Below are 18012 nucleotides of genomic sequence, written 5' to 3'. Positions count from 1 at the left end.
GTCCAGGTCCCGTCGGTGGTTTGTCATGGTTGTGTCACAGCGTGCCTCAGCTGGTCGAGGAACCGGGCGTGGTCGGCCGTGACGGCGTACTTGGCCTTCGTGCGTTCGGTGGCGATGTCACGCCCGAACGGGCTTCCCGGGGCGAGGAACCGTTGATCGGCGACGATCTTGCCCCGCGTGTAGCGGCCGGTGAGCTCGATCGCGAACCGGTCCTCGTGGTAGCTCGCGAGGCCGGGATCGAGCAGGATCGCGGCGGCCAGCGGGTCGTGCGGGACGAAGCCCTTCTTGCCCAGGAAGCTGCCGTAGAAGTCGGCGTAGAAGCCGAGGATCCGGCGCGGGTAGCAGTCTTGCGGGAGCGCGTCGAGCCACTCCTGCGGGGCGTGGCTCGCCATGGTGACGTCGAGGCCGACGATGGTGAGGTCCTCGAAGCCGGCGGCGAGGACCAGGTCGGCCGCCTCCGGGTCGTGCCAGAAGTTGGCCTCGGCGTGGGAGGTGATGTTGCCCGGCACGTTGAGCGCGCCACCCATGACCACGACCTTGTCGAGCAGTTCCGGCAGGCGTGGCTCGATCTGCAGCGCCAGCGCGACGTTGGTGAGCGGGCCGATCGCGAGCAGGCTCAGTTCCTTCGGGTTCTCCCGCGCCTTGTTCGCGAGCTGCTCGGCGGCGCTTTCTGTTGCGTGAGTGGTCTTCGGCTCGTCTCCCGCGTGGCCGCCGAGGCCGTCCTGGCCGTGCACGTCCTCCGCGGTCTTGAGGGGCTGGGCGAGCGGTTTCGCGGCGCCCATGGCCACCGGGACGTCGAGGTTGAGGCGCTCCGCGAGCCTCAACGCGTTGGCGGTGGCCTGCTGCACCGGCACGTTGCCGTGAACGGTGCCGATGGCGACTATTTCGATTTCCCGCTGGGCGCGCAGGTAGTACAAAGCAAGGGCATCATCGATGCCAGGGTCCGCGTCGACGATGATCCGCATGAGCTCGATCATGCCACTGGGGGAAGACATGACGGTCCGTCCAGCAGTTGTCGCCGACGCTCCTGCCGTTGCCGCGGTGCACGTCCAGACCTGGCAGGCCGCTTATCGCGGTCTTGTGCCGGATTCCGTGCTGGACGAGCTCTCCGTGGAAGCGCGCACATCGATGTGGGAGCGCGGTATCCCGCGCGGCGGTGTGTGGGTCGGCCTGGTCGATTCCGCGGTGGCCGGGTTCGTCGCCGTCGGCCCGTCCCGTGAGCCCGATGCCGCCTTCGAGCTGTACGCGATCTACGTGCTGCCCTCCGCGTGGGACACCGGCCTGGGCCACGAGCTGGCTCGTGCTGCCTTGGAGGGGCAGCAGGACGTGGTGCTGTGGGTGTTCGACGAGAACCCGCGGGCGCGGCGGTTCTACGAGCGGCTCGGGTTCCGCGCCGATGGCACGGTCAAGACCGAGACCATCGGCGGGGCCGAGTTGAAGGAGATCCGCTACCGGCTCACCGCCGTCGCAGGGTGAGCTCGTCGATCAGCACGCCGTCCTCGTTCAGCGCGCGGACCTTCATCGTGGTCTTGGTGACGTCGACCGCGACGATGCTGTAGCCGCGGTACCGCGTGCGTGACCAGGTGACCTTGGTGTCCGTCGAGCTCGAGCTGTTCTTCTTGTAGCAGCGCATGGTCGGGGTGCCGCTGGTGTTCTCGTTGCCCAGGTAGGACTCCGGCGCGTCCTTGTAGAACTTGTCCAGGGCCTGACCGCCCGCGCCCGCCGTGATGTAGGTGGTGCCGTCTGTGCTCGTCTTGCCGGCCTTGATCGGGTCGGTGCGTTCGTAGACGCGGTTGTGCGCGTTGAGGACCAGGTCGACCTGGTACTTGTCGAACACCGGCGCCCACTTCTGCTGCGCGACGCTCTCCGCGCCACCGCCGTCCGCCGTCGAGTACGTGGCGTGGTGCAGGTAGACGACGATGAAGTCGATGCTCGTGTCCTTGCGGAACTTCTCGAGCTGCGTCTTGAGCCAGGTGAGCTGCTTTCCCTTGGTGTGGTCGAGGTTCGCGGCGTTGCGGTTGCAGATGTCGTTGCCGTCCAGGCTGATCAGCCCGACGTTCTGGTACCGCCAGGAGTAGATGCCCGTTGAGCCGCTCCAGGCGTTGTCCGGCATCGTGACGCGTTGCTTGATGCCGCCGTAGCCGTTGGGGGAGTACCACTCCTCCATCTCGCGGTTGCCGAGCGTCAGCATCCAAGGCGTCGTCTGCGCCATGAACTCGTTCTGTGCGAACAGACTGTTCCACCGCGCGGCGTCGTACTTGTCGGTGTCGGTGTGCCCGCCCTCGACGTTCGTCGTGCCGCCGTGGATGGCGTAGCTCAGGTTGCCGAGCGCGAGGTGGAAGGCCGGGCTTTGGTCCGCGGCGAGGCTCGTCAGCTTGCGCGCGTTGTAGCCGTAGCCCTGGTCGCCGAACGCCGTGAAGGTGAACGGCGTTGTGGCGGTTGTCGTAGGCGCTGTGCGGAAACTTGCGATCTCGCCGCGTCGTTTGCTGGTGGCGGGATCGTAGTTGTCGTGCCCCACGACGTAGAAGTACGTCGTTGCCGGTGTGAGGTCGTTGAGCTTGGCGTGCAGGTAGTACTGGTACATGGGATCCGGGCCGTGCGGCGGGAAGCTGTGGTCGCCTTCCTGCCAGCCGATCTCGCTCTTGAGCGTGCGCGGTTCGGCGGCGATCTTCGGCCCGAACTCACCCGCGTTCGTGGCGATCCGGACGTACGGCCCGTTGACCTTCTCCAGCTGCTGCCAGGAGATCACGACCTGCTTGGACGGATCCGCGCCGTACGCGAGGTGCCGCCCGACCGGCCTGACCTTCCGCCCGTCGGGTGCGGCCTGGGCCGGTTTCGTGCCGGTGATCGCGGCCGTGACGAGCGCGGCGCCACCGACCTTGAACAACAACCGGCGCGAGTGTTCCTCAGTCATGTCAGGCCCTCTCAGCCGCGCCGGATCGTGAACTCGTCGACCAGCGCACCCGTCTCGGTGAGCGCGCGGACCTTCATCTGAGCCGGTTCGTCCGTCCTCGGTTTGACGTCGACGACGATCAGCCCGTACCCGCGATACCGCACCCGTGACCACGACACCTTGACCAGCTTCTCCTCGCCGTCCTCCTGGTCGACCCGCATCGTCGCCGTGGCGTCCTTGACGTTGCCGAAGTAGGAGTCGGAGATCTTCGAGTCGGCCCAGCTGTTGATGCTCTCGCCGCCACCACCCGCGGTGATGTAGGTCGTGCCGTCCTTGACGGGGTTGATGACGCTCTTGATGTCGGCCTTCTTGGTGCCCTTGCCGGCCTTGATCGGATCCGTGCGTTCGTAGACGTGGTTGTGCCCGTTGAGAACCAGATCGACCTGGTACTGGTCGAACAACGGAGCCCACCGCTTCTGCGCGCCGACCTCGGACCCGTTGTTCCCGGACGTCGAGTACGTGCACTGGTGGCAGTAGACGACGATGAAGTCGATGCTCGCGTCCGCGCGGAACTTCTCGAGCTGCGCCTTGAGCCACACCTGCTGCTTGCCCTCGGTGTAGTCGAGGTTGGCGTCGCTGTTGTAGCAGATGTCGTTGCCGTCCAAGCTGATCATCCCGACGTTCTGGTACCGCCAGGAGTAGATGCAGGTGGACCCGTCCCACGCGTTGTCGGGCATGGTGAACCGCGCCCGCATACCGCCATACCCGTGGTTGTCGTACCAGCTCTCCATCTCGTGGTTGCCGAGCGAGACCATCCACGGCGTTGTCGCCGCCACGAGCTCGTTCTGCGCGAAGAACGAATCCCACTTCCGCGCGTCGTACTTGTCCGTCTCCGGCCGCCCACCCTCACCGTCGTTGGCGTAACTCATGTCGCCCATCGCGAGGTGGAACTGCGGCCCCAGATCGGCGATGAGACCGTTGGTGGCCAACGCGTTGTGCCCAACCCCTTGATCGCCAAAGGCCGTGAACGAGAACGCCGTCCTGGCCGTGGCAACCGGCGCCGTCCTGAAGCTGGCAGGCTCCTGCGGCTCAAACCCCTGATGCCCGACGACGTAGTAGTACGTCGTGTTCGGCACCAGGTCATCAAGCCGGACGTGCAGGTAGTACTGCGTAACGGCCTTCCCCAGATGCGGCGAGATGGTGAACAGCGGCTCCCGCTCCTGCCAAGCCAAGTCACTGCTGAGCGCTCTCACCTCCGCAGGCAACTTCTCCCCGTACTCACCCAGGCTTGTTCCGACCCGGAGATAGGGCGCCTGAACGTTGGCGGGGGCCTGCCACGACACCACCACCTGCCGCGACGGGTCCGCCCCGAACGCGATGTGCCGCCCGAACGGCCGGAGTGTCCCGCCGTTCGCCGTCTCCTTGAGCAACACCGCGGGAGCGCTGAATCCACTGGCCGAAGCGGTGCCCACCAAACTCGACGTGGCGAGCACGGCCCCACCCACCGCCCCGGCCCGGAAGAGCCCGCGCCGCGAGTACCGCCGCCGGGCGTCCTCGTAGAGCTCCTGAAGGCGTGGACCGTTCTGCGACCTGCGTCCCGGAGGCTCACTCATGACCCCGAAATTAGGAAACCTTCTTTACGGCGGTCAATGACCGTTGGTGCACAACAGCACTTCCGCCGGTACTTCTGCCGGTCAGCCCGTCCGCCTAACATCGGTACACCTCCGACGCAGGGGAGCTGCCGTGGTGTTCCGTCGCAACCTGGAATCACGCGAGGCCGACATAGCCCGCGAGGTGTTCGGCGACGCCCTGGACATCAGCGCCCTCCGCCTGGCAGAAGGCGGCCTCCTGGGCAGCTTCGGCGTGGCCCGCACCCTCCCGAAGCTCGTCACCTTCCCCAAGGGAGTCCTGACCGGCCCGCAACACCAGGCTCGCTACGAGCGCTGGCTCGTCCACGAACTCACCCACGCCTACCAGTACCAACACGGCCGCAGCGTGCTGAGCCTGCTCCCGACCGCAATGGCGGGCTTCTTCGTGAAGGGTCTCTACGACTACGGCGGCGCGGAGGGCCTGCACGGGAAGACGTTCGCCGACTTCAACACCGAACAGCAGGCCAACATCGTGGCCGACTACTACTACCTGAGCACGTACGAGCCGCACCGCGACCTGTCGGCCTACGAGCCGTACATCAGTCACGTCCGCGCCGGCAGGTGAGGAAATAGATCAAGCCTTGACCGCGTAGTCGCAGGTCAAGGCTTGATTTCACCCGGCGAAAGGTGGTGCCCCAGGCAGGATTCGAACCTGCGACACACGGTTTAGGAAGGGACGACAGACCTAGGGCTCGTCGTGCCTGCTGACCTGCGGCTTCGGCTGCTTCCGTTGTGGCGCTTAGGTTCCGCATTTCGCGATGGTTTCGCGGTTCGCGTCCTGCCACTTCCCGGCCATCAGCCCGATCCCCAGCCTGCACGCGGCCGGTGCCGTCGAGTCAAGGTACGTCCTCCAGCCTTGACGCGTCGATGCCGGCCGTTCGTCATGCTCGGGGGTCGGGCTGTTGGCGCGCCGTCTCCTTGTCGACATGGAGCCTCGTCGACGCGTGCTCATGATCGGTGGCAAGGCGGCGCAGCCGTCGCGGCAGTCGAGCGCCAGGGCCGGCAAGTCCGCAGTGACCCTGACGGCGCTCGTGGGGAGCTGCTGGCCGGCATGGCTCTACGGGTTGAGCTCGTCGGTGGGGCAACGCCGGAGGACGGCGCGCAGCGCCGCCCGGCCGACCGGCGCAGCGAAGCGGATGCCGGGAGTGCCGGGATGGAAGGTGTTCGCCGTACGCGCGGAGCGTGCCGCCAGCGGCGGCCTTGATCCTGTAGAGCCCAATTCGGCAGTAACATGCCGCGATTGATGTGCGACATGATCAATGCGATCGAAACTACGGGAAGGTGTGCTTGTGTCGATGTATCCAGCCGCGCTGGCCGCGCAAGTCAAGAAGAGCTGGCGTCGATCCTTCCATCGTCGCGAAGAAATCGTACCCCTGCCGGAACGAAAAACTCTGACGACACTGCTTGATGTTGCGTTTCAATCTAGCCTTACTTACGATGAAGGGCGGCCAACTCGATTTCAGGTAATATATTGCAACGAAGATTCATTCGTTGAAGATGATCCGCACGGTTACTGGAATCACAAGCGCAAACCGATTGTGTTCGAAAAGGATCTTCCGTTTGATAGTGCCCATGTGCGGCGACTGGCTCCTGCCACTGATCCATCGCAGACACTAATCGGTGTTAAGAACGTAACCAGCAATGGGCAAGATGTGCTCAGGATCTGGGGCCTATTAGACATAGGTTCGGCCTGGTTTAAGCTAATGCGGCATGAAAGAGACTTCGCGGGCACGCCACCTGAAGCCTTCATGGTTACCTCTAATGAGCCGGGTCATCTCTCGGTTTCGCACGGCGGTGATGTAGTCGCGACCCTCCGGGCGGGCGAGATAATATTACCGAGCAGTAACATTCTGTACTCAGGCCCGATTGGGAGATTCCTCGACTCTGCGAGGAACTCCTGTTATGCCGCAGCCAGTGCGCGAATCAGCCGTGATCGGTTTAGTGATGACGGCGACGACTGGCCTCGCAGGTACTACACGATTATCTTAGAAAGAATTCTCCTTGAGCTGGAGGCTCAGGGTCATGGCGGAACCCTCTTGCTAATTCCGCATGAGTGGAAAGACGGTTCTCATCCGTGGAATTCTGTGGTGTCAGCAAAGTATCGCATGAAAGATGATCGCATCTGGAAAGTGCTGATTGACGAACTTGAGTTTCATCACTCGTACTTCGAGACATACTTTAAGATCTGGGAAGCTGAAGAAGGAGTCAGTGCAGCTGAATTCAAGGATTTGCAGAGCCTGTCGGACAAGAAAGATTATGCGAAGGAGGCCATGAGCGATGTCATCAAGTTCGCGGCGTCGCTAGCAGGAGTTGACGGCGCGATAGTGATGACCGATCGCTTTGAGATCATCGGATTTGGTGCAGAGGTCACGGCGACAGCACCAGTGCTGAGGACAGTCTTGTCATGTGATAATGCAGAGGGAACCGAGGTAAACTCGCTATCGGTGGAATCTTTCGGTACCCGTCATCGTGCAGCATTCAGATTTTCATGGTGCCTGCCGCAAGTTGTTGCTTTCGTAGCTTCTGAGGACGGTGGCGTTCGAGCTGTTCGCAGAGTCGGAGACAGCGTGATGACGTGGCCTGAGGTGACTTCTAGCTGGACGTAATTCGTCAGCGACCAGAAGTCCAAAAGCTGTCGTTCATGGATGGATTTGGGCGAAGATCCCTCTCGCTTATCCTGATGCTGGACGTGGCGTTCCTCATTTCCTCCAAGCGACGTCTTGCTGAGTTCGCGATCTCGCATTGCTCGTCGGACAGGTAGAACTTAAATCGAAGAAGCTTATCCCATGCGCGGTTCGCAATCTCAAAATCGAACTGTTCTTTACTCACGATTTCAACGTAAGCTGCTAGGGCATCGGAAACTTTGTAACGCTCTACCTGGGGCATCAATTTTGGCAGGACATCGATGTGTCCATCAGTGCTGTACACGACCACCACAGTTGGTGGGGGGCTGCTGTCTAGGTATCTAACTGCGTTGTTAAACCGGCTTCCTCGTGAAGGGGTGCCGATTCCGTTTGCGGTGCCATCGAGTATGACGCCAATGGCGTGACACTTACCATGCGCATCAACTAGAATTCCGCCATCGATTCTAGTTAGCTGCTGAGCTAGCCCGGAATTTAGGGCTATTGGAGTCACCATCCATGCTTGAGGCGACAATCGAGCTGCTTCACCTGGTGCGTCTGCCGAGATGATCAACATAGCACCGTGATCGTTCTTGCTCGCGGCTTCTGCCAAATTCAGAAGAGCACTAATATCAGCGTTGGGTATTAGACGCCGTACGGTATCGGCGAAGTTCTTGGGGTTGAGCGGGCTTACGGATAGTCGTCCTGCTCCGTCTGTCACCGTGAATAGCGAAAGGTCTCCGTGTGAGACCTCCCATGCTCCACGCTCGGTTGAAGTCATCACAAAAATAGACTCGGTTTCGGCATCGTAGTCGTCTTTGACGGTGCCAAAACCATAGACGTGATCGCCATCAGAAAGCAGTGAAACTTCGCTACTGCTTGCTTCTAGCATCTTTCGAACCGAGTGTGTATCGCTGAGAGAAACAGCTTTCGCCAAACGCAGGTGGACGTTTAGAAATGGATTCTCGGCATCAGAGAAGACGATCCTGCCATTGGCGAATCGTCGTTCGTACGGAAGCGATGATATCGTGTTCAGATGCCGTTCTCGCCCTCGGGCAAATATCTGACCGGTGGCGGTTAGAACAGACCGAACCGTGGCGCTCGTTGCGCTGCGGACGATTTCATCATCGCCTGTGTCTAATCCAAGAAGATCTTTTCCAGGGTCAGGCTGATTAAGAGCTCGGGTAGCACGTCCAAGTACCTCATAAACAACTGCATGTACCAGTGATGGCAAAATTGGAATGCGGTCTAGTTCTGTTCGTTTAAGCTGAGGAACTTCGCTCAGCTCTGCCGTGATGATGCCAACGGCGACGTATACGCGATAGCCAGCGACAACGGTTGAATTTGAGCAGAAGAACGTTCGGCCGGAGCCCGGACCTGAGTTCTGAAGGGCTTCAATCAGAGCTTTTGCGTGAGCCCTATCAAAGAGATGTAGTCGTCGCTCTCGGTGAAGCCGCGGGTCTGAGATATAGAAATTCTGCTCCGGGTCTGTACTGAAAAGGTCTTGTGCTCTAGTCTGAATTGAGGGCTCGAATCGCAAATTTCCAAAGCTGCCGTTCTCGGGCTCGATGCATACGGGGAGTACTTTTTCTCCGGTGGTGTCGAAACCGATGACTAGAACTTCGGGATCGCCGTCGAAACCGATTTTCTCAAGTGCCCGCTGGAGAGAATTTTCGACAGAGTGGCGGAAGAAGTGCTGCCACTCCCACATGAACTGTCTGATCGCTTTTCCTCGTCGTTGTTCTTCAGTCATGTAAATTCCGTTCATGTTGTAGTCTGCTTTTTGAAGAGCTCATCTGCTTCTTCGAAGTCATCTGCAAGCTGCTTGTTGAAGGTATTGAAATCCAACTCTCCTTTTGTGTCGCGATCTGTCCAGTAGTGCCCTTTCAGGCGCTTGGCCGGCCTGCCGGATACCATCAATACGGTCGAGCCGTGGTGTATTTTGCTACGAACTTCGAACCGCGGGTCGGGTCGATTTAGATATAGATAAGTCAGCTGCGACATGTCATCAACCGTCGTCACATCTGCTAAGGAAGATGTTGACCTAGACTCGTTTGTGAGCAGGGTGACGGATATTTTGCTTGATGTCTGCCGGATTACCAGGTATACGTTCTTTGGATCTAGTTTCTCGCCCGTCTCGGGGTTTATCCAGAAGGACACGAGTACACCTTGCCAAGTACCGCGTAGGCATCGAGGGACTCCTGGTATTAATTGAGCCAGGGGCAGGCGCCAAAGCCAAATGTCCCATACCGTAACGGAGACAGTCACCGCAAGCACTGCAATCGAGAAGAACTTTAGCCATCCCAGCTCAAGCTTTCCTCCTTGGATCCAAGCTCCGGACACAAAGACTGTCGCGACGATTACTGCAATGGCTCGAATGGCGAAGTTGCTCTTCATTCCCCATATCCTAGATAGTTCCACGCTGCCTTGGCGAAAGCTTTGCCGTCAGAGCGGGTCCAAGGCTGAGAGGTGTCGAACAGAAACTTCCGGTTGTTTGCCTCTAGCCAGCGGTCGGGTTCATGTTGGGGTTCGCTACCTGCGAGATTTCCCCACAGGTGAATTAGAACATTGCGAACACGATTCGTCCAGGTTGCTTCGATGAACAACCTGTTCGGACAGTTATAGGTTAGGCACTCGACGAAGAATGAGGGGACCTCATGGTGAAAGCCGGACTCTGCCATTAGATTCTCGACGCGCTTTAGGATTCTAACGGTTGCCTTGTACGACCAAAGGGTGTTGGTGTCCTTGGTTGCTCCTTCGGAAAGCTGTTGGGCAGGATAGTTTTCTAGTGAAGAGTTGTTCTTTCTAAATATTCGCGTGCCTTCAACGTATGAGCTGCTGCTCCAGTAGTAGCGATAATCGAAGCAAGGAACTACGTCAGCGTCGACACGTGCTGAGCTTGAGGCTATTTTGATAGCGATTGAGCCAGAATTGTCGATCTGGTCCGGAAATTTCTTCCGAAGTGCGACCTCGAGTTCAGTCCGTAGTCTATATGGAGACCACTCGCCGTCATATACGCCCGATACGCCGGAACATCCTGGTGTCGCTTCGTCGTAGTAGAGGGCGTTCTTGCATTGGACGACAATGTCAACGTCGCTGTCCGCCTTCACATTAGTTTGATTGGCGTATGATCCTTTCGCGTATACATCGAGGGTGCAGCTCTTTAGTGGCGCGTGCGCAGTGATTGCTTCTTCAATCATGCGTTCCGTGCGTTTCTGCTTGGTCTTTTCGGTCGGGCTTGAAAGGTCGGTCCAGGTATTCAGGCGCTCCTCTAGGGTCACTGTTGATTCTCCTCCTGCTGAGACTTCAGGTGCTCTCGTGCTGTCGACACGCGGGTGCAGCACCATATCGCTGATCTGGAAGCGCGCCTACTGAACGTCGCCTCTGGATAGTCGGCTGTTACATTGGGCTACGTGTAGAACGGATCGACACGATTATCCAGGGCGTGATTGATGCGCATGCGGATCGATGGATGAATATTCAACGCGTCCAGCTCGTCCAGGTTAATCCAGGCGACTTCTTTAGACTCGTTGCTTGTTTTTAGATCCCCCTGCTTGGGTGAGCCTCTGAAGCAGATAGAGAATTCTTGTCGCACTTCACCGTCGTCGTATTCGATTATGTGGTGTGGATTTGAGTAGAGCCCAATAAGCTCTGTTACTTCAATGTCGATGCCGGTCTCTTCTTTTGTTTCACGTATGGCTGCTTGGGTGAGGGTTTCGCCAGCTTCTTGCTGGCCGCCTGGAATTGCATACTTGTCGTTATCGGCGCGGCGAATCATTAGCACGCGTCCCACCTCGTCTTGGATGAAGGCGCTGACAGCAGGGCGGAGGCTATTCGCCTTTGGGGCGCTCGGGTCATGGAAGTAGTCCACGCGGGCCATGTGGGATTCCTCAGAACGTTGCTGGCTTGGACAGGTTCCAGACGTGCTCGAAGCTCTCAGAGTAGGTCTCGAAGAGATCGCCCGCAGCGAGCTGCCGCAGGTGCAGGGCTGGAGCGTGCGCGGCTTGGAAGCCGTAGACATGCGTATTGACAACCATCTCGTCATCGAAGCGGAAGATCGAGTTGTAGAGCGTCGTCTTGTGGAAGCGCATCTCCACGCCGTCCACGCCGACCAGCGGCCGGTAGAACGCCAGTGCGTTACGGATGCGGGAGCCGAGCGTGCCCTTGCCCAGCTGCTCCTCGTCGCTGCGCTTGGCGACCTCGCGGCTGGCAGGGTCGCCGAAAATCAGGCGGATGCGCCCGCCGTTCGCGGCCTTGTTGGCCAGGTCCCGCATGAACGTCGGTCGCTCCACCAAGAAGATGCCGGCGTGCACCAGCACCTCCACGTGCCGGGTGGCGTTGGTGATGAGGTGGTCCCACAGCTCTGGGGGGATCGAGTTGCGGTGTGGGTAGAGCTTGACGACCTCGGACTCGGTGATCTCGGCTTTCCGCTCCGGCGCGACCGCGTCGGGCCAGAGGTACGTCTCGGTCTCCTTGACCATCGACGCGATGGTGTTGCGGTGGCGCGGGTACGGCGCCCGGCCCTTCGTGATCCAGCGTTCGACGGTCTTCTGGTCGACGCCCGTGGCCTTGGCTACCTGCTCGTATGTGAGTCCGTTGCGCAGCAACGCGTCTCGTAGTCGCTCGTTCGCCATGATCGCTCCTGTCGGACGTCCTTGGGGACGCTAGGGACGTCTTAGGTTAATAGGGACGTCTCTAGAAGTCCCGCCATGCGGTGCTCACGTCCCGGTTTTCAGCCGAAAGTCGTAGGTGTCGAGAACTCCAGACAACCGGTCTGGACGACACCTACGACAGGAGAGCCACGATGGCGATCACAGGTGGGAGCAGGCTCCCTGCGGGTCACGACTTCGTGTTTCCCAGGGCGCGCTCGTGATGGGCGTTGAGCCCGTGCTCAAGTTCCAGTCCGCCGACGAGCGGGCGAAGGGTCTGCCGCCCGAGCAGGAGAAGGACAAGGAGACCGGTCTCCTCGTGTGGTCTGTGCTGGTCATTGACCAGGCCGCGGAGCGCAAGACGGACGCGGTCGTCACGGTCAAGATCTCCGCACCTCACCAGCCGGTACCGCCGGAGGCCATCCCCGGCACGGACGTCCGGCCAGTGGTGTTCGAGGGGCTGACGGTCACGCCGTGGATCGACGACAAGGGCTGCCGTGGGGTCCACGCGGGTGAGCGTCACCGCTGCCGCGCAAAGCTCGGCTACAGCCTGCGGGCCTCCGGCATGAAGCCGGTCGTCGGCAAGCCATCCGCTAAGGCGGCGTGATGCCTGACCTGGTGCGCGTTCACCTGACCGACGGCGTGCCGATGCGGCCACTCGCGATGCCGTTCGCCGACCGGATCGAGATCCGCTTCGGCAACGCCTTCCCCGCCGTGCTTGTCGTCGATCGGGATGTGGTCCCGCAACTGCGGGATGTTCTCGACCAGGGGTGGCGTGCTCTCCAGGCCTCGGCCGCTCGACAGGAGGGGCGTCATGCCCTCGCGGAGGAGGCTTCCGATGCCCGCGACTGAGGCCATGCACTGGGGCCTTGCTGAGCAGGCCCGGACGCTGAGCGAAGCACACGACGTGCTGAGCAAGCTCCTGCCCAACCCCAAGGCCGCTCCCGCCGTTCTGCGGGACTACTACCTCCGCTCCGCTGCGATCTACGCGCGAGTCGCCGAGAGCGACCGCAGCCATCACCACGAGGCCATGTACTGGGCGAACCGTGAGCGCGAGAAGGGGGAGGCGATCAAGGTCACGAAGACGGCGAAGAAGTAGCGGAAGTTCTCATTGGACAGAGCGCGTGACTCTGCTGGGTCACGTGGCGATGCCGCACGTCTTGTTGCGGTGCAAAGAGAACGTGAGACGCAGGAGCGGAACCCGGCTACCAACCTCGCCGCTCCTGCGTTGTCCACCCAACTCAGGAGTGAACAACGATGAGCGTAGAGCCTGAGCGCATTCGTGCGCTAGACGGGGATCGGATGATCTCCACCAGGCAGACCGTTTCCAGCTATGCCGTGATGCTCGATGGCGGCTCGCTGGAGACGATGGAACTCACGGCGGCGCAGGCGCGGGGCTTCGAATGCCTGACCTGTCGGGCGCAGCACACCGCCGCTTTGGGGGCTTTCCAGCCTGTTGGACGCATCCCGAGCGTGGGGAGCGTCTTCCAGTGCCCGAAGTGCGCTGGCGGTGCGCGATGAAGGGAAACCGTTGGGTTGATCCCGCACCGTTCGAGGGTGCACGTCCGCAGGTTCCGTGGTGGGTATGGCTTCCAGGCTGGGTCAAGCTGGTGCTCGCGCCCGTTGCCCTGCTGTGGCTCGCGGTCCGCCTGGTCGTGCGGTTGGTCGTTCTGGCTGTTCGGTACCCGGTTGCGGTCACGGCTGGCCTCGGCGGCTACGTCGCCTATCACCGGTTCGGACTCTCGCCGCTGGTGCTCGCCTTGCTGTCGCTCGTGTGCGCCTTGGCGGTCTGGTACGGCCTCGACCAGGACTCGTTCCTTCGGCACGGCTGGCACCGCGTGCTGACTGAGTGGCGGCGGCTCACCGTGTACGTGCCGCAGTGGCGGACCGTGGTGCGGCTTGCAGAGCTGACGAAGGAAGTCCGCGGGAAGGAGTACCTCCCGAAGCTGCGCCGCATCCGGTCGGAGGGCTGGCGGGACAAGGTGCGCGTGCGGATGATCCCGGCGCAGTCTCCTGAGCAGTGGGAGTTGCGGCGCGAGAATCTGGCGCACTCGTTCAATGCTCGGTCCTGCCGGGTGCGGGTTCTGAAGCCTCGCGTGCTTGAGCTCGACTTCATCCACGCTGACCCGCTGGCGCGTTCGGTCGCGGTGCCGCAGCTCGCCGACCCCGGAGAGGTCGACCTCAAGCGCGTCGTCGTCGGTCGTACGGAGACAGGGAAGCCCTGGCGGTTGAGGCTGCTCGGGTCGCAGGTCCTCGTGGTCGGAGTGCCTGGTGCTGGCAAGGGCTCGGTGCTGTGGTCGATCGTCTGGCAGCTCGCCCCGGCCATCAAGGCCGGCATGGTCCGCCTCGTCGGGATCGACCCCAAGGGCGGCATGGAGCTGGGGCAGTGCCCGGACGCGTTCGAGAAGGTCGTCTACGACAACGGGCCTGAAGCTGTTGCCCTGCTTGAAGAAATCGCCGCAGAGGTGAAGGAGCGGGCCACTCGTTACCGGGGCGTTCGGCGACTGTGGGCGCGAAGCACGGGGGAGCCTTTCACGGTACTGGTCGTGGATGAACTGGCGGACCTGATCGCCTACCAGTCAGACCGGAACCTTCGCGAACGGGCGACGCGGGCAATCCAGACGATCACCTCTCAGGGACGTGCACCTGGTTACGCCGTCGTCGGCCTGGTCCAGGACCCGCGCAAGGAGATCGTCGGTTTCCGGCACCTGTTCACGACTCGGGTGGCGCTGCGCCTCGATGAGCCGGTGCAGGTGGACATGGTCCTGGGCGATGGCGTTCGGCAACGCGGTGCGGCTGCGCATGAGATCAGCGAGAACACGCCCGGTGTCGCGTGGGGCAAGGAGGACGGGCAGCGCGAACCCGAGCGTGCGCGGGCCTTCAACGTCACGGATGCGGACCTGGTCGAGCTGGGTGCGTACCTCGCTCCGGCCACCGTGCACGAGTTCCCCGAGTTGACGGACGGGAGGGCGGCGGCGTGACCGAGTATCTGACTCGATCAGAGCGGATGAAGCAGCCGGCCGCGCTCGACGTTGTGCGGGCCGTGGCTGAGGAACACGGCGTCTGTGTCCGTCCATTGGCTAAGGAGCGGATCGACCTCGACACCGGGCGTGTGGACATCGTGCCCGTCCCTTGCGGCTCAACGGTCGCGAGTGTCTGCCCGACGTGCGCGGAGAAGAACCGGCGTCTGCGGATGGCGCAGTGTCGCGAGGGATGGCACCTGACCGAGGAACCGGACTTCACTCCGGACGCTCCGAGCGACGAACAGCGGGAGCTGACCGAGTACCGGGCTGACCTGTTGAAGGCCTTCCGCCTGGCCCTCGGTGAGGGCGATGAAGTGGGCGCGGAGGAGGTGCGGGAAGAGGTCGCGGAGGTTGACGCCGAACTTCGGCAACTCGGAGTCCGCGGTTCGCTCCCCTCGCTGGAAGTCCCGCTCAAGGGCGTGCGAAAGCGGTCGACCAGGCGTCGGCAGGATGCGCCCAACCTGCCTCGGCGGCCGGTCAGCAAGCGCACCGTGGGCAAGGTGTTCGGGGGCAAGCACCAGCCCTCGACGTTCCTCACGCTGACGCTCGACACCTACGGCAAGGTGCGCAGCGACGGCACCCCGGTTGACCCGACGAAGTACAACTACCGCCGTGCGGCTCGGGACGCGGTGCACTTCGCCGCGCTGCTTGATCGGTTCGTCCAGAACCTCCGGCGCTGTGTGGGCTGGGAGGTCCAGTACTTCTCGGCGGTCGAGCCACAGCGTCGGCTTGCTCCGCACTGGCACGCGGCGGTCCGGGGCTCGATCTCGCGTGCGGAGCTGAAGGCGGTCACCGAGGCCACGTACCACCAGGTCTGGTGGCCCGAGCACGACGAGATCAAGTACAGCGGTGACCAGCTGCCGTTCTGGGATGTGCGGGCCAAGGGATTCGTTGATCCGCAGACGCGAAGGGCCTTGCCTACCTGGGAAGAAGCCCTTGATGAGGTCGAACGTCCGGCCCATGTCGCGCGGTTCGGGGTGCAGGTGCACTCCAAGGGCATCCTCGGCGGCACTCAAGAGGCCGGCCGCCACATCGGCTACCTGACGAAGTACCTCACCAAGAGCATCAACGAGTGCTTCGACGCCCAGACCACGCGGCAGGAAGACCACGCCGAACGGTTGTGTGCGGAGCTGGCTGTGACGCCTTGTTCGCCGCAGTGTGCGGTATGGCTGCTGTACGGCGTGCAGCCTCGTGGGGCTCGGCTGTCCACGGTGCCTGGGAAGTGCAAAGGCAAGGCGCACAAGCGAACCACGCTTGGCGTCGCCGGTCGGCGGGTCCTCGTGTCGCGGAAGTGGTCGGGCAAGTCGCTGGCGGACCACAAGCACGACCGGAAGACGTTCGTTCGGCAACTGCTCGCGGACGTCGGGATCAAGCCCGAGGACCAGGCGCAGCGCGTCGTCTGGAACAACGTTCAGCCCGGTGATCCGAATGTGCCGGCACGGGCGCATCTCCTGCTGAGCGCTGTCGCTGAGCGGCGCAGGTGGAAGGCCGAATACACGGCCGCGCTGCTCGCATCTGCCGGACCGCCAGAAAGTTCGGCAACTCATCTAGCTGCGTAAACGGGGGGAATCATGAACGGCAAGGCGCGTGAGATAGCTGTACTGATGTCTGTTCCGGAGATGCTGGAGGCGCTCGGCGGGGACGTCTCTCGGGACACGTTCTACAAGTGGCGGCAGACGGGGAAGGGGCCTCGTTGCTTCCCGCTCCCTAACGGGGAGCTGCGGTGTCGGCGCTCGGACTTCCTGGACTGGATGGACGACCTCTACGGGCGGGCAGCATGAGCGAGACGACGCTGAAGGTCACCTTCTGGGAGATCGCCGACTGGACGAAGAAGAAGACCGCGAAGGGTAAGAAGCGGCCGAAGCCGTGGGGCGTCAGGTGGGTGACGGAGAAGAAGAGCCACTCGGAGTGGTTCGCGAACAAGGCGCAGGCGATCAACCGGCGTTCCGACCTGATGAAGGCGGCGCGGCTCGGTGAAGAGTTCGATGTGGAGACTGGGCTTCCGCTGTCTGAGCTGAAGCGGAAGAACTCCTTCTCGTTCCTGGAGTTCGCACAGTCCTACATGGACATGAAGTGGCCCGACTCGGCTGCGAAGACGCGGAGCAGCACAGTGGATGCGTTGGCGACTGCGTGCGCTGCGTTCGTGAAGAACGGGCCTGGCCGGCCGGAGCTGACGGAGCTGCGTGGAGTGCTGACGCGTCACCTGTTGCCGCCGACGACTCGTGACGATCAGCTCGACCGCGAACAGCAGGAGGTCGTGGACTGGTTGGCTCGGTACTCCCGGCCGTTGTACGACATGACGGACGCGGTGGCGGTTCGGGAGGTCCTGGACGCGCTGGCCACGAAGCTCGATGGGAAGTCCGCGGCTGCGACCGTGTATTCGCGGAAGCGGGCGGTGCTGTTCAACCTGCTGGCGTTGGCGGTCGAGCGGGAGTTGATCCCGGACAACCCGTTGAACCGGGTCAAGCGCAAGGTCGCGAAGCAGGTTGACCCGCGTGTGGTGGCCAACCCTCGGCAGATCGAGGAGCTGCTTACGGCCGTGTCGTATGTCGGGCGGCGCAACGCTGATCGAGGTGCGCACCTCGAAGCGTTCTTTGCCACCTGCTACTACGCGGCGGCTCGGCCGGCTGAAGGGCTCGGGCTCAAGCTGGATGACTGCACCCTTCCCGATGAGGGCTGGGGTCTACTGATGCTGGGCGAGTCTCGGCCGTCGGCGGGGAAGCGGTGGACGGACTCGGGGGAGGTGCACGACCAACGCGGGCTGAAGCATCGGGGCGTGAAGGACGTGCGGCCGGTGCCTATCCCTCCGGTCCTGGTGCGGCGGATTCGGAACCATGTCGACCGGTTCGGAGTCGCGTCAGACGGCCGGCTCTTCTGGTCGCCGAAGGGTGGGGTGGTGTCGTCTTCGACGTACTACAGGGTGTGGCAGGACGCGCGACCGTACGGACTCACCTCGGCTCAGGTGGCCTCGCCGCTGGCTGCTCGGCCCTACGACCTGCGGCACGCTGCCGTGTCGCTCTGGCTCAACGGAGGGGTGCCTGCGACGGAGGTCGCGGAGCGGGCAGGACATTCGGTTGAGGTGCTGCTCAAGATCTACGCAAAGTGCATCGATGGGCAGCGCGAGACGATCAACGCGACGATCGAGCGATTGTTTGAAGCGGCGTAGCTGCGCGGTTC

General features: G+C 62.1%; 19 protein-coding genes. 11 read left to right on the top strand and 8 right to left on the bottom strand.

Annotated features, from left to right (window positions below):
* Positions 1 to 23: 23 nt before the first annotated feature.
* Positions 24 to 965, bottom strand: a complete 942-nt coding sequence (locus ACH413_RS40060; protein WP_360046902.1) for a nucleoside hydrolase — start codon at positions 963 to 965, stop codon at positions 24 to 26.
* Here ACH413_RS40060 and ACH413_RS40055 point away from each other — a divergent pair.
* Entirely contained in the window at positions 964 to 1476 is a 513-nt protein-coding gene (locus tag ACH413_RS40055; RefSeq protein WP_360046903.1) for a GNAT family N-acetyltransferase, read from the top strand. The two genes, ACH413_RS40060 and ACH413_RS40055, sit on opposite strands and share 2 nt — an antisense overlap.
* Here ACH413_RS40055 and ACH413_RS40050 read toward each other — a convergent pair.
* Together ACH413_RS40050 and ACH413_RS40045 are read right to left on the bottom strand one after the other, a co-directional pair.
* The gene (locus ACH413_RS40050; protein WP_360046904.1) at positions 1457 to 2914 is read right to left on the bottom strand and encodes a metallophosphoesterase family protein; all 1458 of its coding nucleotides are present in this window, start codon (positions 2912 to 2914) and stop codon (positions 1457 to 1459) included. The genes ACH413_RS40055 and ACH413_RS40050 overlap by 20 nt on opposite strands.
* A gap of 11 nt (positions 2915 to 2925) precedes the next feature.
* Positions 2926 to 4506: a metallophosphoesterase family protein gene (locus ACH413_RS40045; RefSeq protein WP_360046905.1), complete on the bottom strand. Its 1581-nt coding sequence runs from the start codon at positions 4504 to 4506 to the stop codon at positions 2926 to 2928.
* A 130-nt stretch (positions 4507 to 4636) separates the two neighbouring features.
* On the opposite strand from ACH413_RS40045, the gene ACH413_RS40040 reads away from it, so the two are divergent.
* Entirely contained in the window at positions 4637 to 5107 is a 471-nt protein-coding gene (locus ACH413_RS40040) for a hypothetical protein (RefSeq protein ID WP_360046906.1), read from the top strand.
* 730 nt (positions 5108 to 5837) lie between these two features.
* Positions 5838 to 7148 (top strand): putative sensor domain DACNV-containing protein, encoded by a 1311-nt coding sequence (locus ACH413_RS40035; protein ID WP_360046981.1) that lies wholly within the window; start codon positions 5838 to 5840, stop codon positions 7146 to 7148.
* A 4-nt stretch (positions 7149 to 7152) separates the two neighbouring features.
* Here ACH413_RS40035 and ACH413_RS40030 read toward each other — a convergent pair whose 3' ends face one another.
* From ACH413_RS40030 to ACH413_RS40010, 5 genes are all read right to left on the bottom strand, one after another.
* Positions 7153 to 8931, bottom strand: coding sequence for a hypothetical protein (locus tag ACH413_RS40030; protein ID WP_360046907.1), 1779 nt, complete (start codon positions 8929 to 8931; stop codon positions 7153 to 7155).
* The gene (locus ACH413_RS40025) at positions 8928 to 9560 is read right to left on the bottom strand and encodes a hypothetical protein (RefSeq protein ID WP_360046908.1); all 633 of its coding nucleotides are present in this window, start codon (positions 9558 to 9560) and stop codon (positions 8928 to 8930) included. Before ACH413_RS40025 ends, ACH413_RS40030 begins: the two co-directional genes overlap by 4 nt.
* Complete coding sequence (locus ACH413_RS40020) at positions 9557 to 10444, bottom strand: nucleotidyltransferase (RefSeq protein ID WP_360046909.1); 888 nt, start codon at positions 10442 to 10444, stop codon at positions 9557 to 9559. Before ACH413_RS40020 ends, ACH413_RS40025 begins: the two co-directional genes overlap by 4 nt.
* Before the next feature lie 128 nt (positions 10445 to 10572).
* Positions 10573 to 11043 carry an NUDIX domain-containing protein gene (locus tag ACH413_RS40015; RefSeq protein ID WP_360046910.1) on the bottom strand — a complete coding sequence of 157 codons (471 nt, stop codon included), beginning with the start codon at positions 11041 to 11043 and terminating at the stop codon, positions 10573 to 10575.
* Between the two features lie 10 nt (positions 11044 to 11053).
* Complete coding sequence (locus tag ACH413_RS40010; protein WP_360046911.1) at positions 11054 to 11797, bottom strand: DUF5919 domain-containing protein; 744 nt, start codon at positions 11795 to 11797, stop codon at positions 11054 to 11056.
* Positions 11798 to 12035: 238 nt separating this feature from the next.
* Between ACH413_RS40010 and ACH413_RS40005 the strand changes: the two genes are divergently transcribed.
* From ACH413_RS40005 to ACH413_RS39970, 8 genes are all read left to right on the top strand, one after another.
* Entirely contained in the window at positions 12036 to 12419 is a 384-nt protein-coding gene (locus ACH413_RS40005) for a plasmid replication, integration and excision activator (protein ID WP_360046912.1), read from the top strand.
* Complete coding sequence (locus ACH413_RS40000) at positions 12419 to 12664, top strand: hypothetical protein (RefSeq protein ID WP_143091657.1); 246 nt, start codon at positions 12419 to 12421, stop codon at positions 12662 to 12664. Before ACH413_RS40005 ends, ACH413_RS40000 begins: the two co-directional genes overlap by 1 nt.
* Positions 12651 to 12911, top strand: a complete 261-nt coding sequence (locus ACH413_RS39995) for an AMED_5909 family protein (RefSeq protein ID WP_355300471.1) — start codon at positions 12651 to 12653, stop codon at positions 12909 to 12911. Before ACH413_RS40000 ends, ACH413_RS39995 begins: the two co-directional genes overlap by 14 nt.
* Before the next feature lie 203 nt (positions 12912 to 13114).
* On the top strand, positions 13115 to 13333 hold the full coding sequence (locus tag ACH413_RS39990; protein WP_360046913.1) for a hypothetical protein: 219 nt from the start codon (positions 13115 to 13117) through the stop codon (positions 13331 to 13333).
* 89 nt (positions 13334 to 13422) lie between these two features.
* The gene (locus ACH413_RS39985) at positions 13423 to 14793 is read left to right on the top strand and encodes an FtsK/SpoIIIE domain-containing protein (RefSeq protein ID WP_360046914.1); all 1371 of its coding nucleotides are present in this window, start codon (positions 13423 to 13425) and stop codon (positions 14791 to 14793) included.
* Positions 14794 to 14819: 26 nt separating this feature from the next.
* Positions 14820 to 16394, top strand: a complete 1575-nt coding sequence (locus ACH413_RS39980) for a replication initiator (RefSeq protein ID WP_360046982.1) — start codon at positions 14820 to 14822, stop codon at positions 16392 to 16394.
* Between the two features lie 12 nt (positions 16395 to 16406).
* Positions 16407 to 16616, top strand: coding sequence for a helix-turn-helix transcriptional regulator (locus tag ACH413_RS39975; RefSeq protein ID WP_396425667.1), 210 nt, complete (start codon positions 16407 to 16409; stop codon positions 16614 to 16616).
* A complete protein-coding gene (locus ACH413_RS39970) occupies positions 16559 to 18001 on the top strand; it encodes a tyrosine-type recombinase/integrase (RefSeq protein ID WP_360046915.1) in 1443 nt (480 codons plus the stop codon). The genes ACH413_RS39975 and ACH413_RS39970 overlap by 58 nt, the downstream gene beginning before the upstream one ends.
* Positions 18002 to 18012 lie beyond the last annotated feature (11 nt).

This window comes from Lentzea sp. NPDC020367 (genome assembly GCF_044387305.1).
Classification (GTDB): Bacteria; Actinomycetota; Actinomycetes; order Mycobacteriales; family Pseudonocardiaceae; genus Lentzea.
The sequence above is the reverse complement of the archived record's forward strand: the minus strand, read 5'-3'. Positions and strand labels throughout refer to the sequence as shown.

Bases quoted from the DNA above. Each gene is read 5' to 3' on its own strand.
- ACH413_RS40055 (WP_360046903.1), top strand. From the start codon at position 964: ATGAGCTCGATCATGCCACTGGGGGAAGACATGACGGTCCGTCCAGCA.
- ACH413_RS40060 (WP_360046902.1), bottom strand. From the start codon at position 965: ATGCGGATCATCGTCGACGCGGACCCTGGCATCGATGATGCCCTTGCT.
- ACH413_RS40050 (WP_360046904.1), bottom strand. From the start codon at position 2,914: ATGACTGAGGAACACTCGCGCCGGTTGTTGTTCAAGGTCGGTGGCGCC.
- ACH413_RS40045 (WP_360046905.1), bottom strand. From the start codon at position 4,506: ATGAGTGAGCCTCCGGGACGCAGGTCGCAGAACGGTCCACGCCTTCAG.
- ACH413_RS40035 (WP_360046981.1), top strand. From the start codon at position 5,838: ATGTATCCAGCCGCGCTGGCCGCGCAAGTCAAGAAGAGCTGGCGTCGA.
- ACH413_RS40030 (WP_360046907.1), bottom strand. From the start codon at position 8,931: ATGAACGGAATTTACATGACTGAAGAACAACGACGAGGAAAAGCGATC.
- ACH413_RS40025 (WP_360046908.1), bottom strand. From the start codon at position 9,560: ATGAAGAGCAACTTCGCCATTCGAGCCATTGCAGTAATCGTCGCGACA.
- ACH413_RS40015 (WP_360046910.1), bottom strand. From the start codon at position 11,043: ATGGCCCGCGTGGACTACTTCCATGACCCGAGCGCCCCAAAGGCGAAT.
- ACH413_RS40010 (WP_360046911.1), bottom strand. From the start codon at position 11,797: ATGGCGAACGAGCGACTACGAGACGCGTTGCTGCGCAACGGACTCACA.
- ACH413_RS40005 (WP_360046912.1), top strand. From the start codon at position 12,036: ATGGGCGTTGAGCCCGTGCTCAAGTTCCAGTCCGCCGACGAGCGGGCG.
- ACH413_RS40000 (WP_143091657.1), top strand. From the start codon at position 12,419: ATGCCTGACCTGGTGCGCGTTCACCTGACCGACGGCGTGCCGATGCGG.
- ACH413_RS39995 (WP_355300471.1), top strand. From the start codon at position 12,651: ATGCCCGCGACTGAGGCCATGCACTGGGGCCTTGCTGAGCAGGCCCGG.
- ACH413_RS39990 (WP_360046913.1), top strand. From the start codon at position 13,115: ATGATCTCCACCAGGCAGACCGTTTCCAGCTATGCCGTGATGCTCGAT.
- ACH413_RS39980 (WP_360046982.1), top strand. From the start codon at position 14,820: ATGAAGCAGCCGGCCGCGCTCGACGTTGTGCGGGCCGTGGCTGAGGAA.
- ACH413_RS39975 (WP_396425667.1), top strand. From the start codon at position 16,407: ATGAACGGCAAGGCGCGTGAGATAGCTGTACTGATGTCTGTTCCGGAG.